The following is a 16,241-nucleotide window of genomic DNA, read 5'->3' as shown; positions in this document are numbered from 1 at the left end:
CCGGCTGCGCGAAGGTGGCGCTATGCGGACACAGATCCTTGAGCTGCACACCGGCGGATCGGAGAGCATCACCGACATCACCGGGCAGTGCAGCGACTTCGTCGCCAGTAGCGGAGGCGACGGCCTGCTCAACGTCTTCGTCCCGCACGCGACCGCGGGTGTGGCCATCATCGAACTCGGGGCGGGGTCCGACGACGACCTCCTGGCCTCCCTGGACGACCTGCTGCCGGCCGACGACCGGTGGCGCCACAAGCACGGCTCCCAGGGACACGGGCGTTCGCACGTGATGCCGGCGTACGTCGCTCCCCAGGCCACGGTGCCCGTCCTTTCCGGCAGACTCGAGTTGGGAACGTGGCAGTCCATCGCGTTCGTCGACCTGAACGTGGACAACCCGGACCGACGGGTGCGGTTGTCCTACCTGAGGTCGGAATGAACGGAAGCCGACGCGTGCCGGGTTCGGCCGCGCGTTGACGGGAGATGCCAGTAGCGTGTGAACTAGGCCATCAGCGATGGTTACGGACCCACGTGACGGGCGACCGAAAAGCCCGGCATCGTTGTGACAACTGCTTCGTGCAGGCAAGATTGAGAAAAACCATCTGTGGAGGAGAACTTTCGTGAGCGCGACCGCGGGCCAGGCACAAAGCGAACGCGGCTTGGCTGACCGACTCGGAATCAAGCCGGGTCAGGTGGTGCAGGAATTCGGGTTCGACGACGACGTCGACGAGGGACTGCGCGCATCCATCGCCGAACTCACGGGCGAGGCGCTGGTCGACGAGGAGTACGACGGCGACGTCGACGCGGCCCTGCTGTGGTGGCGGTCCGACGAGGAGGGCGACCTCACCGACGCACTGATGGACACGGTGACCACCATCGCCGACGGCGGGACCATCCTGGTCCTGACCCCGAAGGCCGGGCGTGATCTGCACGTGTCCCCCAACGACGTCGCGGAGGCGGCCAACACCTCGGGGCTGTCCCAGACCAGTGCGGTCAGCATCGGCGCCGACTGGTCGGGCACCCGCCTGGTCGTCCCCAAGAGGTGACGGTCGGCACCCGCACCGGGTGAGACGTCCGGTGCCGCGCGTCCCGGCAGAACAGACGCGCGGCGCTGAAGGGCGCCCGCTGAACGGCGGGCGCCGATACCGGCCTGTACGCCGACGAACGCGAACGCGAGTATGACCGACACCGTCTCCGCGGGTGCCAGCGCACCCGAGATCGCCCTCCGGGACCAGTACGGCCAGGAGGTCCTCCTGAGTTCCCTGCGCGGCGGGCCCGTGCTCGTGGTCTTCTACCCGCTGGCCTTCTCCGGTGTGTGCTCCGGCGAGCTCGCCGAGCTCAGCGAGCACCACGCCGAGTTCAAGGAACTGGACGTCACCGTCCTCACGGTGTCCGTCGACTCCACCTTCGCCCTGCGCACCTGGTCCGACCGGGAGGACTTCCCGTTCGCGCTGCTGTCCGACTTCTGGCCGCACGGCGCCACCGCCCGGGACTACGGGGTCTTCGACGAGCAGCGCGGGGTCGCCCGCCGGGGCACCTTCCTCATCGACGGCCACGGCACCGTCCGCTGGACCGTGCACACCCCCGCCGGCGAACCCCGGGACGTCACCGAGTATCTTCGCCAGGCCCGGGAGCTGGCCGGATAAATCAGGCGCGAGGACCACCGAGAAGCGGTATGATCGCTCGCGACGCACACACGGGGCGCGTAGCTCAGTTGGTTAGAGCAATTGCCTTACAAGCAATAGGCCAGGGGTTCGAGTCCCTTCGCGCCCACTCCACTCAGGACGACCCTGCTCGGGGGCCTTCGGCCGCCTCGCCGGGTCGTCCTTCGTATTTCCCGGGGGAGACCCCCCGACCCCCCGAGGTACCCCCCTGTGGCCGGGGCCGCGCCGATCGGCAGGGCGGGCGGGGCATTCTCTTGCATCGCGAGGCTGTGCCTCGGGGGTTGTAGTTGGCTTGCCCAGGGCCTACTCCACTCCGGGACGACCCTGCTCGCGCGTGACCGCGCTCGCCGGGTCGTTCCGTCGTTTCTTCTGGGGGGGCGACCCCCCCAGACCCCCGGTGTGGGGCTTCGCCCCACGGGTTGTAGTTACGTTGCCCAGGGTTCACTCGACTCTGGGACGACCCGGTTCGGGGGGCTTCATCCTCATCGCCGCGGTCCGCTCCTGCTTTCCGGGGGAGGCCCCCGGTGTGTACTCGTCATCACCCCCGTTCGGACTCACCGCGTCCACGGGTAGCGCGTCGTCACCGGCTCGGGGGCCGGCAGCGCCTGGGGCGTGGCTGAACCGCTCGGTCGCGGAGCGGGGCCGACCCGCAGAACGGACGTGCGTTCGCCGACCCGTACGCCGATGAAGGACCCCCGGTCCGGTACCTCCTCGGGGATCGCGATGGCATGGGTGCCGGGCGACCGTTCGCCGCTGCTCACCGTGATCTCGTGGGGGATCGGCTCGGGCGGCACAGCCTCCGTCCAGAGTCCGGTGACCACGACGCGGGCCGCGCCGGAGAGCGTCAGGTGCAGTGTTCGCCTGTCGTGGTCGTAGACGGCTCCCGGTGCCGCTCCGTGGGTGTACTCCTCGACCTGTGCGGCCAGCAGCGGTGCGAGGCCGCCCAGTCCGCTGAGGAACCGTGCCCGCGGGTTGCGCTCACTGATCGCCGTTTCCAGATGTGCTCGCACCGCGGGCGGTACCTGGCCGCCGAAGATCACGAGATCGAGTTCGGTGGTGTCGTAGTCGTCGAGGACCCGGTCGAACTGGTTCGTGGCGTTCGCGGCGTAGCCCCGGGCCCGAAGTAGTTCCACGGCTCCGGTCAGCGGCAGGGCGCTGCGTCCGATGATGAGTGTCCGCGGTCTTGCTTCAGTGGTGATCAGGAACTCCTTATGTTGGCCAAACCAATATTGGCAAGGCCAACATACACTGTTGGGCTTGCCAACATAAGACGCGTAGGATGACCGGAATGAGCGACTACGGTGAACCCGGCCGCACCCCGGACCGGCTCAAGGACCGCCCGAGTTGGCTGCTCGGCCGCGCGGCCGCGCGCTCTTCGGCGCTGCTGAGAGAAGGCTTCGCCGAGCACGGCGGGGGACTGCGCGGCTACCACTACCGACTGCTGGCCGCGCTCGAGCAATGGGGGCCGGCGAGCCAGGCGGAGCTCGGGCGCGACACGGGCATCGACCGCAGCGACGTCACTGCCGCGCTGCTGGAGCTGGAGTCGCTCGGGCTCGTCGAGCGGGAGGTGGATCCGTCGAACCGTCGGCGCAAGATCGTTTCGATGACGGCCTGCGGAGCCGACCGGTTGCAGAGCCTCGATGCCGTGCTCGACGGGATCCAGGAGTCGTTGCTCGCCCCGTTGACCTCGACACAGCGTCGCCAGCTCGTGACGATCCTGGCGAGTCTCACCGGTCGGTGAGTACGGCGCTTGACCACCGGTTCGGGCAATGACCGCAGCCGTACAGCGTCAGCGCCGGTCGGTGCCGTTGGGGAGCCGGGTGCCCGTCGGCGGCAGAACCGGACGGGGCCGCGGGTTCCGGATCGTCGCGTGCTCCGGTGGCCAGCACGGGCGGCCGGCGCCTGTGCGCGGCGGCCCGGCGTCCGAGGGGTGGCGCTGTCGGTGCGGGCAGCTCACGAAGAACAGCTTCGAGCTTGGCAGTGAGCCATGCAGGGTTGTCGTCGGTTTGCCCAGGGTCCACCCCATTCCGGAACGACTCTGCTCGGGGGCTTCGGCCGCCTCGTTGCGTCGTTTCCCGGCTTGTTCTGAGCTCAGGAAGCAGACTCGGGAAAGACCCTTTCTCAGGGTGTGCGTCACCCGCCGACGGCGCCTTCCCCGACCATCCGGGCGAGCACGGCTGTTCCGCTTCCACCGTGCTTCCGGGTGACCCCTGCCCGTTACCCGGACGTCCGAGTCCGGTCCGCCGTGTATCGGCGAGGTGTCCAAGCGGTTGCAGAATTTTGGGTACCCGGTTCCGAATTCGGCGCCCGATTCCGGTGAATCCGCAGTACACGGGCTTGTGAAGCCGTAGGGGCGTCCGATCGCTCTGCAAACGGTTGCATTAACACCCCTTGACATGGAAAGCGCTTTCTCTACTCTCAGGTAAAGCACTTCAAAGCTCATGCCCCACTACGAAGGGTAAGCAGTGAGACGAACAAGCACCCGTCGACTCCTGTCGACGCTGGCCGTCGCGGCCATGGTGGCGGCCGGTCTGGGCACGATGTCCTCGGCATCGGCGCAGACCGGCGACGCCACGGGTTACGCGAGCGAGAACGGCGGAACCACCGGCGGCGCGGGCGGGCAGACGGTCCGGGCCACGACCGGAACCCAGATCCACGAGGCCCTGTGCGAGCGGCCCGACACCGACACCCCGATCATCATCGAGGTGGAGGGGACCATCAACCACGGCAACACCTCCAAGGTGTCGGGCGACGGTTGCGACACCGCGGACGACGTGATCGAGCTCAAGCGGATCAGCAACGTCACGATCGTCGGCACCGGCGGCGGAGCCGTGTTCGACCAGCTGGGCATCCACATCCGCGAGTCCAGCAACATCATCATCCAGAACGTGACCGTCCGGAACGTCAAGAAGTCCGGCTCGCCCACCTCCAACGGCGGTGACGCCATCGGGATGGAGAGCGACGTCCGCAACGTCTGGGTCGACCACGTCACCCTGGAGGCCTCGGGCGGGGAGTCGGAGGGCTACGACGCCCTCTTCGACCTGAAGAACAACACCCAGTACGTCACCCTCTCCTACAGCACCCTGCGCAACTCCGGCCGCGGCGGCCTGGTCGGGTCCAGCGAGAGCGACCGCTCGAACGGCTACGTCACCTACCACCACAACCTGTACGAGAACATCGACTCGCGCGCCCCCCTGCTGCGCGGCGGCATCGGGCACATGTACAACAACCACTACTCGGAGCTGCACAAGTCCGGCATCAACTCCCGGGCCGGGGCCAGCGCGAAGGTGGAGAACAACTACTTCAAGGACTCGAAGGACGTCCTGGGCACCTTCTACACCAACGAGAAGGGCTCCTGGGAGGTCAGCGGCAACGTCTTCGACAACGTGACCTGGTCCGGCGAGGGCGACAAGAACTACCCCGCCGGCCCCGATCCGCAGTCCAACACCTCGGTGAGCATTCCGTACTCATACGAGCTCGACGACGCCGGCTGCGTGCTGGAGGTGCTGGAGCAGACCGCGGGCGCGGGCAAGGGCAACCGGACCTCGGACGGCGACTGCGAAGCGGAGGAGCCGACCGAACCGACCGACCCGGACCCCACCGACCCGGTCGACCCGGACCCGACCGACCCCTCCGAGCCGGAACCGACCGATCCCCCCGACGGGACCAACCTCAGCATCGGGGCCGGCGCCGACGGCTCCGGCAAGGCCGGCGGGACCAGCTACGGGAACGTCATCGACGGCGACATGAGCAGCTACTGGTCGCCGACCGGTTCGACCGGCCGTATTTCGGTCAAGTGGGGCTCCGACACCACGGTGTCCACGATCAACATCCGCGAGGCGGCCGGAGCCGAAGGCAACATCGGCTCCTGGCAGGTCGTGGAGCACGACAGCGGTGACGTCCTGACCACCGGTAGCGGAGCCGGCGTCATCACCTTCGATCCGACGGCGCTGCGAAAGATCAACTTCGAGATCACCAGCTCGAACGGCACGCCGCGCGTCGCCGAGTTCGAGACCTACGCCGGCTCGCCGCAGGACGGCGGAGGGGACACCCCGCCGGATGACGGCGGCGGCGACACGCCTCCGGACGGTGGCGGCGACACCCCGCCGCCCTCGGGCGACGAGCTCTTCGTGGCTCCGGGCGGCAGCGACGGCGCCGACGGCACCGAGTCCGACCCGACCACGCTCCCCTCGGCGATCGACCGGATCGAGCCCGGTGGGTCGATCTACATGCGCGACGGCACCTATGACTTCTCCGAGACGGTGCACATCGAGCCGGGGAACGACGGCCTGTCGAGCGACCGCAACGAGCTGTTCGCCTACCCCGGTGAGACCCCCGTACTGAACTTCTCCGCCCAGAGCGAGGACTCCGCCAACCGGGGACTGGCCATCGGCGGCGACTGGTGGCACATCAACGGCATCGTCGTCGAGCGCGCCGGCGACAACGGCATCCTGCTGGGCGGCAACGACAACGTCATCGAGAGGGTGACCACCCGCCACAACCGCGACACCGGACTGCAGCTGTCGCGGTACACCGCCGGCGCCCCCAAGGCGGAGTGGCCCTCGAACAACCTGATCGTCAGCTCGGTCTCGCACGACAACGCCGACTCCGACGGTGAGGACGCCGACGGGTTCGCCCCCAAGCTCACCGTCGGGGAGGGGAACGTGTTCCGCCACACCGTGGCCTACAACAACATCGACGACGGCTACGACCTGTACACCAAGTCGGACACGGGCCCGATCGGCGAGGTGACCATCGAACACTCGCTGGCGTTCGGCAACGGCTCGCTCTCGGACGGCTCCCAGCACTCGGACGGCGACCGCAACGGCTTCAAGCTCGGCGGTGCGGGCATCGAGGTGGACCACGACGTCCACCACAACATCGCCTTCGAGAACGGCAAGCACGGGTTCACCTACAACTCGAACCCCGGCACCATGACGGTCTCGAACAACCTGAGCATCGGTAACGAGGAGCGCAACTTCCAGTTCGACGGCGGCGACTCGGTGTTCCGCGGCAACACCTCGTGCGACAGCGGCTCGACCGACCGCTACAGCGGCGACGCCGACGGCTCGAACCAGTTCTGGGACGGCTCCAACGGTTCCCGCTGCGCCCAGTACTCCGGGGACCTGGACTGGAGCTTCGACTCCGACGGCCGCCTCGTGGTGACCATCGGCGGCAGCGAGGTCGACCTGTAACCGATCCCGGCCGACAGCGCCGAAGCAGCCTGGACGCCGGCCGGCCCGCCCGATGCATTCGGGCGGGCCGGCCGTTCCGGATGCGGCCCGACCGACCCCGGACCGCGACGGACTCAGTCCACGATCGTCCAGGTGCCCCTGCGGTGGTTCCGGGCCCTACCGTCGGGGTCGTAGCCGCCCTCGACGTTGCCCGCCACGTCCACCGCGAACCAGTGGACGGTGGTGGTCTCCTCGATCAGCAGGGTCTCCCGCTCCCCGCGCACGCCCGTCAGCTCCAGCTTGGGGGAGTCGAAGTCCGGACGGCTGCCGTCGAGGGTGTAGTGGATCTCGGCGGGTTCGCTGGTCTCGAAGACGACCTCCACCGGTCCGGTGTGCCCGCCGTGACGCGGCGAGACCCCCGAACGCGGGCGGAACCGGTCGTTCTGGTGCGCCAGGGCCACCTCCAGCATGGTGTACAGCCCGTTTGAGTACTCCATGCCCTGGGCGTGGGCCTCCTCCCACGGCGGCTGGAACCCCGCCTGGCCCAGTTCGAAGTTCCAGGCGAAGATCCCGTTCTCGTACCAGAGGTGGTCGCCGGAGTTGCCCGCCGCGGAGTACAGCACGTCGATGATCGGACCGGTGCGGGCCGGGGTCACCACGGTGCCGCGGTGCTCCTTGATCGCTCCCAGGATGCTCGCCGAGGACTCCCAGAAGTAGGCCTCCTCCATCGCCGTCGGCCGGGGGGTGGAGACGCGCCCGTCGGCGACGTAGGCGCCCGGGGACCACATGAAGTAGTCGCCGGAGGAGTGGATGTTCATCGAGAAGTCGATGTTGTCGTGGGTGTCGACCAGCCACACCAGGTTCTGGTTCTCCGGCTGCGACAGCGGCCCCAGCTCCTCGGGGCCGGCGAACGTCGTGGCGGTGCAGTTGAACGAGGCCCCGGAGTAGCCGTCCCACAGGGTGTAGGCGCCGTAGTTGCGGTTGTTGTCCACGCCCCACTGCGCCCCCCGTTCCACGGCCCACTGGTCGCGGGCGCCGTCGGTGCCGCAGTAGTTGGTCATGTTCTTGCGGTGCAGCGGTACGTCGTGGAACGAGTAGTTCGCGCCGTCGGGGTTGAACGAGGGCATCAGGAAGATGTCCAGCTCGTCCACCAGCTCGGTGGTGGTGTCGTGGACGCCGTAGTTGCGCACCAGGCGCTCGGCGGTCTCGATGGTCACCAGCGGGGTCTGCCACTCCCGTGCGTGTTCCTGGGCGTAACCCAGCACGCCGGTCCTGGAGCCGTCCCGGGTGGAGCCGATGCGCAGCGCGTAGACCGGCGCCGGTTCGCGGGAGACGTCCTCGGGGGCGTCGAGGAAGTCGCCGGCACGCACCATCTCCGGCTCCACCACCCCGTCTCCGGGGTTGCCCCGGAAGGTGAAGGCGCGGACCAGGTCGCCCGCCCCGGCGTTGACCGCGTCCACGACCTGGGCCGCGGTCGTGATGACCGCGCCGCTGTCGTCGGTGGCCAGGGACACGGTGATCTCCTCGCCCGCAACGCCCACCGACAGCTCGGAGTCCGGTGTGCCGGGGGCCGCCAGGTCCACGACGATCTCGTTTCCGCCCTCGTGGCCGTACGCGAGTGACTCCACGACGACGCCGCGGTCGGCGTTGCGGCCGTCGACGCCCACGCCGAGGATCGCCTGGGCGTGGCGGCGGTAGCCGTTGGTCCGGTGGGGCAGTTCGACGACCTCGGCGATGTCGGGGAACTCGTCGGCGATCTGGTGGATCCGGTCGTAGAGCTCGTCCGGTGTCATGTAGGCGTTGAGGAAGTCGGTGTGGGGCAGCGGGTCCCCGGGGCTGTCGGGGTCCGGCAGCCACTCGTTGACCTCAGCGACGGCGGTACCGCCGTTCGGGCTGGTGACGAGGATGCGTTCGGGCCGCTCAGCCACCTCCGCCTGGCCGCGGTGGTACATGTACACCCCGACGTCGACGAAGCGGTTCAGCGTCTGGGTGCCGCCGTCACCGATCTCGGTGCCGGGCCCGGCGTCGCGTTCCACGGTCAGCTGGAAGTTCCCGCTCTGCCCGGAGCTTGAGTCGACCTCCACGGACAGGTAGTCGCCGTTTCGGCCCTCGAAGTAGTCCGCCCGCAGGACCCGCAGCTCGTCGGTGTCGGAGAGCGTGCCCACCCCGTCGTCGGACCCGTTCTCGGCCCGTAGCCGTTCGATGGTCGCCTCGCGTTCGTCGAGGCGGTCCCGGGAGTCGGACTCGGTGAAGAGTACGTCGCCGAAGGTGAACCCGGCGTCGTTGTAGGTGTCCAGGTCGAAGGGGCCGATCACGGTCTGGGCGACGAACCCGTGCTCACCCGACGGGTCCAGGCGGGCGATGTCCCCGCCCAGCTCCACGAGCCGGTCGAGCTCGTCCCGGTCGTCGAGGAGGACCTCCACCACCGATGTCTCGTCGATTTCCAGTACCGTCGCGTCGGGTTCGGCCGCGGCCGGCACCGCCGTCGGCAGCAGCAGCGCGGCGGCCGCCCCGACGACGAGTCCGGTGCGGCGCGCACGCCGCGACCCGCTCCATGTCGCTTGTCCCATTCCGGTCCTTTGCGCTCAGCGCGGAGCGGGCGGGTGGCCCGGCGTCCGCGGCAAGTGGCGCCACCGCCGTTCGGGCGGGGGCGGACGGGTACGGTCGGACCGGCCGCGGGACCACTGGACAGCACTCACACCGTCGGGATCAACGTGCTCGGTGACGGGGGTTCGGGTCGGGGGAGGGGGTACGGGGGGAGGCGCCCGGGTGGACGGCGCGGCCGTCGTCACGTACCCGGATCTGGTTGTTGCTCAGAGGCTGTCGTGCTGCCAGGGTCGCGTCAAGGACGGTAAGGCGGGAAATGTTGACGGAGTGCCGGAGCGGACCCGGGATGGACCCGCTTCCTCCGGCGCCCCTCGGAGTAGGAGCGCGGACGGCCGATGACGGACAAGACCGACTTCAAGAGGAGCCTCGACTCCTACCGGGCCGGACGCGGCCGGTTCCGGATCCTGGACGTCCCCGACCTGCGGTACCTGATGGTGGACGGCCACGGCGATCCGAACACCTCGCCGGTCTTCACCGAGGCGGTCGAGTCGCTCTACCCGGTCGCCTACAAGCTGAAGTTCGCCAGCAGGCAGGAGCTGGGCCGTGACTACGTGGTCCCGCCCCTGGAGGGCCTGTGGTGGGCCCCGGACATGGACTCCTTCACCGTCTCGCGGGACAAGTCGCGGTGGCTCTGGACGCTGATGATCATGGTCCCGGACTGGATCGGCCAGGACATGGTCGCTGCCGCCGTCGAACGGGCCGGGGCGGGGAAACGGCCGCCGCGGCTCGACGACATCCGCATGGAAGCGCTTTTTGAAGGCCGCTGCGTGCAGACGCTGCACGTCGGGCCCTTCGACGAGGAAGCGGACGTACTCGCGCGGATGCACGACGAGTTCATCCCGGAGAACGGGCTGCGGATGGTCGGCAGGCACCACGAGATCTACCTCGGCGACTTCCGAAGGGCCGCACCCGAGAAACTCCGCACCATCCTGCGGCAACCGGTCGCCTCCGCCGCCTCCGGCTCCGGTGGCCCCCTCCGGGAGGATTCGGTCAACCCCTGACCGGGGGCGCACCGACCCCCCGCATCCGGCGGATTGTGGCAAACCTCGCGTGAAACGGTGGTCCGGCGGTGCGGTGCGGGGCACTTTTTGTGGAGATCCCACAAAGCAGCGGCTCCGGCGTGAGCAATTCGGGACATTGGTGTACCTGGAGGTAATCCAGCAAGCTGGATACCAGGCCAGGCGGCGCTCCGGGACCCGGACGTCGCCTTCTGTGTGTTGGTACTTGGGAGGGGCATCCGGTGTTCAGTCGTGTCGCCATCGTCAACCGTGGGGAAGCCGCGATGCGGCTCATCCACGCCGTCCGGGACCTCTCGGCGGAAACAGGGGCGCGGATCGAGACGGTCGCCCTCTACACCGACGCCGATCGCAACGCGACCTTCGTCCGCGAGGCCGACGTCTCCTACGACCTGGGACCGGCCTCCGCACGCCCCTACCTGGACCTCGCCGTCCTGGAACGGGCCCTGCTGGAGACCGGGGCCGACGCCGCCTGGGTCGGCTGGGGCTTCGTCGCCGAGGACCCGGCCTTCGCCGAGTTGTGCGAGAAGATCGGCGTCACCTTCGTCGGCCCGAGCGCCGAGGCGATGCGCAAACTCGGTGACAAGATCGGCTCGAAGCTGATCGCCGAGGAGGTCGGCGTCCCCGTCGCGCCGTGGAGCCGCGGCGAGGTCTCCACCCTCGAGGACGCCCTGCGCGCCGGGGACGAGATCGGCTACCCGCTGATGCTCAAGGCCTCCGCGGGCGGCGGCGGCCGGGGCATCCGGATGGTCGCCTCCGCCGAGGACCTGACCGAGGCCTACGAGCGCACCAGCCAGGAGGCGCTGCGCGCCTTCGGCTCCGGCGTGGTCTTCCTGGAGCGCCTGGTCACCGGCGCCCGGCACGTCGAGGTGCAGGTCATCGCCGACGGGCAGGGCACCGCCTGGGCGCTGGGCGTCCGGGACTGCTCGGTGCAGCGGCGCAACCAGAAGATCATCGAGGAGTCCGCCTCCCCGGTCCTGGAGCCCGACCAGGCCGCCGAGCTCAAGACCTCGGCCGAGCGGCTCGCCGTGGCCGTCGGCTACCGCGGCGCCTGCACCGTCGAGTTCCTCTACCACCCCGGCGAGCGGCTCTTCGCGTTCCTGGAGGTCAACACCCGGCTCCAGGTCGAACACCCGATCACCGAACTCACCACCGGCACCGACCTGGTCCGCATGCAGCTGCACGTGGCCGGAGGCGGCAGGCTGGAGGGCACCCAGCCGGAGGAGTCCGGGCACGCCGTCGAGGCGCGCCTCAACGCCGAGGACCCCGACCGCGACTTCGCGCCCGCCCCGGGCCGCATCGCCCGGCTGAGCATGCCCGCCGGGCCCGGCATCCGAGTGGACACCGGTGTCCGCGAGGGCGACAGCATCCCCGCCGACTTCGACTCGATGATCGCGAAGATCATCGCCTACGGCCGCGACCGCGAACAGGCGCTGGGCCGCCTGCGCCGCGCGATGGCCGAGACCACGGTGATCATCGAGGGCGGCGCCACCAACAAGAGCTTCGTGCTCGACCTGCTCGCCCAGCCCGAGGTGATCGACGGCAGCGCCGACACCGGCTGGATCGACCGGGTGCGCGCCGAGGGCCGCCTGGTCACCCACCGCCACTCCGCCATCGCCCTGGCCGCGGCCGCGATCGAGGCCTACCAGGACGAGGAGGAGGCCAGCCGCCAGCAGCTGCTGTCCACCGCGCACGGCGGCCGCCCGCAGGTGCAGCACGACACCGTCCGCCCCCTGGACCTCAAGCTCCGTGGCGTCGGCTACCGGGTGAACGTGGCCCGGACCGGGCACGATCGGTTCCGCGTCGGCGTCTGCGGCGGCGGCGACGTGTACCCCGCCGACGTCGAGGTGGAGCGGTTCGACACCCACAGCGGCAACATCACCGTCAACGGCCGCCGGTTCCGGATGGTCTCGGCCACCCACGGGCCGATCCACCTGGTCGAGATCGACGGCGTCACGCACCGGATCAGCCGTGACGAGGGCGGCGTCGTCCGTTCCCCCGCACCCGCCCTGGTGGTCGCCACACCGCTGGCGGTCGGCGACGAGGTCGAGTCGGGCGCCCCCATCCTGGTGCTGGAGAGCATGAAGATGGAGACGGTCCTGCGCGCCCCCTTCCGGGCCCGGGTCCGCGAGTGCCCGGTGGCGGTCGGCGGCCAGGTCGAGACCGGCGCACCGCTGATGCGGCTGGAGCCGCTGGCCGAGGAGGGCGCCGAGGACGCGCAGGCGGCCACCGAGGCCGTCGAGATCGATCTGCCCGAACAGCCCCCGGCCGCCTCCGCCGCCGCGCGCGCCGAACAGGGCCTGCGGGACCTGCGCGGCCTGCTGCTCGGCTTCGACTACGAACCCGCCGAACGCGAGCGGGTGCTCTCGGACTACCTGGCCGCGCGCGCCGAACTCGGTTCGCGGCAGGTCGAGGGCGAACTGGACCTGCTCACCGTGTTCGCCGACCTGTCCGAACTGAGCCGCAACAAGCCGGGCGGCGCCCTGGAGAGCGCGCAGGACAGCCGGGTGCACAGCCCGCGCGAGTACTTCCACAGCTACCTGCAGAGCCTGGACGTGGAGCGCGCGGGCGTCACCGAGGGCTTCCAGACCAAGCTCACCCGGGTCCTCGCCCACTACGGCGTCACCGACCTCGACCGCACCCCGGAGCTGGAGAACGCGGTCTTCCGGATCTTCCTGGCCCAGCAGCGCATGGGCGCCTGCGTCACCATCGTCTCGGAGCTGCTGCGCCGGTGGCTGGCCGACGCACCGCCCCAGGAGGCGGTGGGCGAACGCGCCGGGCTCGTCCTCGAACACCTTGTGGAGGCCACCCAGGTGCGCTTCCCCGCGGTCTCCGACCTGTCCCGGGGCGTGGTGTTCCGCTGGTTCACCCAGCCGCTGCTGCGCCGCAACCGCGCCAGGGTCTACGCGGCGGTCCGCGACGAACTGCGCCACCTCGACCGCGACCCGGACGCCCCGGACCGCGCCGAGCGGATCCAGACCATGGTCGCCAGCTCCGAACCGCTGGTCCGGCTGATCGGCCAACGCATCGGCCGCCCCGGCAAGGACCACGCACCGCTGCTGGAGGTGCTGACCCGCCGCTACTACGGCAACCGCGGACTGTCCGGGGTCACCGAGCTCCGGGCCGCGGGCAGCCAGCTGGTCACCGCCGAGCACACCGGCTCCGAGGGCACGGCCCGGGTGGTCACCACCGCCGTGGACATCGCCGCCCTGCCCGACGCGCTGGGGGCCGTCGCCGGACTCGCCGCCGACGCATCCGAGGGCGGCCTGGTCGCCGACCTGTACCTCACCTGGGAGGACCAGCCGGAGGCCGACGCCATGGCGGTGCGGCTCGGGGAGATCCTGGCGGAGCGCGTGCTGCCCGAGGGGGTGCGCCGGATCACCGCCACCGTCGCCGGTACCAGCGGCGCCGTCATGCACCACCACTTCACCTTCCGCCCGCAGGACGGCGGGCTGGCCGAGGACCGGCTGATCCGCGGCCTGCACCCGCAGATCGCCCAGCGGCTGCAGTTGGAGCGCCTGCGCGAGTTCGACCTCACCCGGCTGCCGTCCGCGGACGAGGAGGTCTACCTGTTCAAGGCCGCGGCGCGCAGCAACCCCGCCGACGAGCGGCTGTTCGCGATGGGCCAGGTCCGCGACCTGACGCCGCTGCGGGACGCCGAGGGCCGACTGGTCGCGCTGCCCGCCGTGGAGGGCACGCTCGCCGCCTGCCTGGACGCGATCCGCAACGTCCAGGCGCAGCGGCCGCACAACAAGCGGTTCGACACCAACCGGATCCTGATGTACGTGTGGCCGCCGGCCGAGCTGAGCATCGACGAGCTCAACGCGCTGGTCGAACGCATCCTGCCGACGACCGAAGGCGCCGGGCTGGAGGAGGTCCAGTTCGTGGCCCGCCAGCGCACCGACGAGGGCGAGCTCACCGAGACGGCCGTGCGGATCACCCTCGACCCGGGCAAGGGCGCGAGCGTGCACGTGGATCGGCCCTCGACCGAACCGGTCCAGCCGTTGGACGACTACCGGCAGAAGGTGCTGCGCGCCGCCCGCCGCGGAACCGTCTATCCGTACGAGCTGACCGGCATGCTCGCCGGGCCCGAGGGCACCTTCACCGAGCACGACCTCGACGAACACGGCGCGCTCGTCCCCGTGGACCGGCCCAGGGGCCGCAACACCGCCGCGATGGTGGCGGGCGTGGTCACGACCCCGACCGAACGGCACCCCGAGGGCGTCACCCGGGTGGTGCTGCTCGGCGACCCGACCAAGGCGCTGGGCGCGCTGTCGGAGCCGGAGTGCACCCGGGTGATCGCCGCGATCGACCTGGCCGAGCGGATGCGGGTGCCGCTGGAGTGGTTCGCGCTCTCGGCGGGCGCACGGATCTCGATGACCTCGGGTACCGAGAACATGGACTGGGTGGCGGCCGCCCTCAAGCGGATCGTGGAGTTCACCCAGGACGGCGGCGAGATCAACATCGTGGTCGCGGGCATCACCGTCGGCGCCCAGCCGTACTGGAACGCCGAGGCGACGATGCTGATGCACACCAAGGGCATCCTGGTGATGACGCCGGACTCGACCATGGTGCTCACCGGCAAGCAGTCGCTGGACTTCTCCGGCGGCGTGTCGGCCGAGGACAACTTCGGTATCGGCGGCTACGACCGGGTGATGGGCCCGAACGGCCAGGCGCAGTACTGGGCGCCGAACCTGCCGGCCGCCCGCGACGTGCTGATGGCGCACTACGACCACACCTACGTCGTGCCCGGCGAGGGGGCACCGCGCAAGGCGGTCACCAGCGACGCGGACGAGCGGGACGTCTCCGACTTCCCGCACGCCATCGAGGGCAGCGACTTCACCACCGTCGGCGAGATCTTCTCCGCGGAGCACAACCCGGACCGCAAGAAGCCGTTCGACATCCGCACGGTGATGCGGGCCCTGTCCGACCAGGACCACCCGGTGCTGGAGCGCTGGGCGGGCATGGCCGACGCCGACACCTCGGCGGTGCAGGACGTGCACATCGGCGGCTGGCCGGTCTGCCTGATCGGTATCGAGTCGAAGTCGGTGCAGCGGCACGGGTTCCCGCCCACCGACGGGCCGGACACCTACACCGCGGGCACGCTGTTCCCGCGTTCGTCCAAGAAGACCGCGCGGGCGATCAACGCGGCCTCCGGCAACCGGCCGCTGGTGGTGCTGGCCAACCTGTCCGGGTTCGACGGCTCCCCGGAGTCGATGCGCAAGCTGCAGTTGGAGTACGGCGCGGAGATCGGCCGGGCGATCGTCAACTTCGACGGCCCGATCGTGTTCTGCGTGATCTCCCGCTACCACGGCGGTGCGTTCGTGGTGTTCTCCAAGGCGCTCAACCCGAACATGACGGTGCTGGCGCTGGAGGGCTCCTTCGCCTCGGTACTCGGCGGCGCCCCGGCGGCGGCGGTGGTCTTCTCCGGTGAGGTGAACAAGCGCACCGCCACCGACCCGAGGGTCACCGAGCTGCAGACCCGGGTGTCGGAGGCCGGGGCCGGGGAGCGGGCCGAGCTCAGCGCCGAACTGTCCGAGGTGCAGTCCGCGGTCCGCGCGGAGAAGCTCGGCGAGGTCGCCGCGGAGTTCGACAGCGTGCACAGCATCCAGCGCGCGGTCGAGGTGGGTTCGGTGGACGCGATCATCAGCGCCGCCGAGCTGCGCCCGAGCATCATCGAGGCCATCGAGCGTGGCATGAAGCGCTAGGGGACCGGACAACGCACGAACGGCCGGCCCTTGCGGGGGCCGGCCGTTCGTCCGTGTGCAGGGGAGTGCGGGGACCGT

At 70.1% G+C, this 16,241-nt stretch carries 9 protein-coding genes and 1 tRNA gene; 8 read left to right on the top strand and 2 right to left on the bottom strand.

Features of this window, described 5'->3' with window-relative positions; genetic code table 11:
• Positions 1-22 precede the first annotated feature (22 nt).
• From ACUKCB_RS11080 to ACUKCB_RS11065, 4 genes are all read left to right on the top strand, one after another.
• Complete coding sequence (locus tag ACUKCB_RS11080; protein WP_473040429.1) at positions 23-433, top strand: secondary thiamine-phosphate synthase enzyme YjbQ; 411 nt, start codon at positions 23-25, stop codon at positions 431-433.
• Positions 434-614: 181 nt separating this feature from the next.
• On the top strand, positions 615-1,040 hold the full coding sequence (locus ACUKCB_RS11075; protein WP_473040428.1) for a DUF3052 domain-containing protein: 426 nt from the start codon (positions 615-617) through the stop codon (positions 1,038-1,040).
• Between the two features lie 132 nt (positions 1,041-1,172).
• Positions 1,173-1,640: a peroxiredoxin gene (locus ACUKCB_RS11070; protein ID WP_473040427.1), complete on the top strand. Its 468-nt coding sequence runs from the start codon at positions 1,173-1,175 to the stop codon at positions 1,638-1,640.
• Between the two features lie 53 nt (positions 1,641-1,693).
• Positions 1,694-1,767 (top strand) — tRNA-Val (locus ACUKCB_RS11065).
• Between the two features lie 445 nt (positions 1,768-2,212).
• Here ACUKCB_RS11065 and ACUKCB_RS11060 read toward each other — a convergent pair.
• Entirely contained in the window at positions 2,213-2,791 is a 579-nt protein-coding gene (locus ACUKCB_RS11060) for a hypothetical protein (protein WP_473040426.1), read from the bottom strand.
• Positions 2,792-2,946: 155 nt separating this feature from the next.
• Here ACUKCB_RS11060 and ACUKCB_RS11055 point away from each other — a divergent pair, with 155 nt between their 5' ends.
• Both ACUKCB_RS11055 and ACUKCB_RS11050 read left to right on the top strand, forming a co-directional pair.
• On the top strand, positions 2,947-3,399 hold the full coding sequence (locus ACUKCB_RS11055; protein WP_473040425.1) for a MarR family winged helix-turn-helix transcriptional regulator: 453 nt from the start codon (positions 2,947-2,949) through the stop codon (positions 3,397-3,399).
• A gap of 724 nt (positions 3,400-4,123) precedes the next feature.
• Positions 4,124-6,853: a pectate lyase family protein gene (locus ACUKCB_RS11050; protein ID WP_473040424.1), complete on the top strand. Its 2,730-nt coding sequence runs from the start codon at positions 4,124-4,126 to the stop codon at positions 6,851-6,853.
• 113 nt (positions 6,854-6,966) lie between these two features.
• On the opposite strand, the gene ACUKCB_RS11045 is transcribed toward ACUKCB_RS11050, so the two are convergent.
• Positions 6,967-9,402, bottom strand: a complete 2,436-nt coding sequence (locus ACUKCB_RS11045; RefSeq protein WP_473040423.1) for a M14 family zinc carboxypeptidase — start codon at positions 9,400-9,402, stop codon at positions 6,967-6,969.
• 372 nt (positions 9,403-9,774) lie between these two features.
• Between ACUKCB_RS11045 and ACUKCB_RS11040 the strand changes: the two genes are divergently transcribed.
• Entirely contained in the window at positions 9,775-10,440 is a 666-nt protein-coding gene (locus tag ACUKCB_RS11040) for a GyrI-like domain-containing protein (protein ID WP_473040422.1), read from the top strand.
• 239 nt (positions 10,441-10,679) lie between these two features.
• A complete protein-coding gene (locus ACUKCB_RS11035; protein WP_473040421.1) occupies positions 10,680-16,163 on the top strand; it encodes an ATP-binding protein in 5,484 nt (1,827 codons plus the stop codon).
• The last annotated feature ends 78 nt before the right edge of the window (positions 16,164-16,241 follow it).

It is taken from the genome of Nocardiopsis moroccensis (assembly GCF_055763695.1).
This window is presented reverse-complemented; position numbering and strand designations above follow the sequence as displayed.

Excerpts from the sequence above, each read along its gene's own strand:
- ACUKCB_RS11080 (WP_473040429.1), top strand. The coding sequence starts at position 23 with ATGCGGACACAGATCCTTGAGCTGCACACCGGCGGATCGGAGAGCATC.
- ACUKCB_RS11070 (WP_473040427.1), top strand. The coding sequence starts at position 1,173 with ATGACCGACACCGTCTCCGCGGGTGCCAGCGCACCCGAGATCGCCCTC.
- ACUKCB_RS11045 (WP_473040423.1), bottom strand. The coding sequence starts at position 9,402 with ATGGGACAAGCGACATGGAGCGGGTCGCGGCGTGCGCGCCGCACCGGA.
- ACUKCB_RS11040 (WP_473040422.1), top strand. The coding sequence starts at position 9,775 with ATGACGGACAAGACCGACTTCAAGAGGAGCCTCGACTCCTACCGGGCC.
- ACUKCB_RS11055 (WP_473040425.1), top strand. The coding sequence starts at position 2,947 with ATGAGCGACTACGGTGAACCCGGCCGCACCCCGGACCGGCTCAAGGAC.